The organism is Rathayibacter sp. AY1D2, from assembly GCF_002932695.1.
GTDB lineage: Bacteria > Actinomycetota > Actinomycetes > Actinomycetales > Microbacteriaceae > Rathayibacter.
Window position 1 is genome coordinate 1 of the sequence record NZ_PSVX01000128.1, and the last position, 1,027, is coordinate 1,027.

The window sequence follows — 1,027 nt, forward strand, 5'->3', positions numbered from 1 at the left end:
TGGTGTTCGGTGTGGCTTGTGTAGGATAGGTGGGAGACGTTGAAGCGGGCACGCTAGTGTTCGTGGAGTCATTGTTGAAATACCACTCTGGTCACTCTGGATATCTAACTTCGGACCCTAATCGGGTTCAGGGACAGTGCCTGATGGGTAGTTTAACTGGGGCGGTTGCCTCCCAAAGAGTAACGGAGGCGCCCAAAGGTTCCCTCAACCTGGTTGGCAATCAGGTGGCGAGTGTAAGTGCACAAGGGAGCTTGACTGTGAGACTGACAAGTCGAGCAGGGACGAAAGTCGGGACTAGTGATCCGGCAGTGGCTTGTGGAAGCGCTGTCGCTCAACGGATAAAAGGTACCTCGGGGATAACAGGCTGATCTTGCCCAAGAGTCCATATCGACGGCATGGTTTGGCACCTCGATGTCGGCTCGTCGCATCCTGGGGCTGGAGTAGGTCCCAAGGGTTGGGCTGTTCGCCCATTAAAGCGGTACGCGAGCTGGGTTTAGAACGTCGTGAGACAGTTCGGTCCCTATCCGCTGCGCGCGCAGGAAATTTGAGAAGATCTATCCCTAGTACGAGAGGACCGGGATGGACGAACCTCTGGTGTGTCAGTTGTTCCGCCAGGAGCACCGCTGATTAGCTACGTTCGGAACGGATAACCGCTGAAAGCATCTAAGCGGGAAGCCGGCTTCGAGATGAGATTTCCATCCCTTCGGGGGAGAGGCTCCCAGCCAGACGACTGGGTTGATAGGCCGGATGTGGAAGACAGGACTAAAGACTGTCGGAGCTGACCGGTACTAATAAGCCGATAACTTGATAATCACTACACTCATACCGTTGTAAAGGCTGGTAGGAGTGGTCAGAGATTGCTTGCGTCCACTTTGTGGTTCCCAGAAGACGGGCACCCCGCATCCTCCTTCGGGAGGAGCGGAACAATTGAATACACGCACGGCGTGTAACCCAGATTTGACCATGTGCCTTCGGGTGCGTGTGTCGCCAGGGTTACGGCGGCCATAGCGAGAGGGAAACGCCCGGT

At 55.6% G+C, this 1,027-nt stretch carries 1 rRNA gene; it reads left to right on the top strand.

The window, feature by feature from the left end:
* A 23S ribosomal RNA gene (locus C5D04_RS17740) occupies positions 1–812 on the top strand; the annotation flags it as partial.
* Positions 813–1,027: the final 215 nt, after the last annotated feature.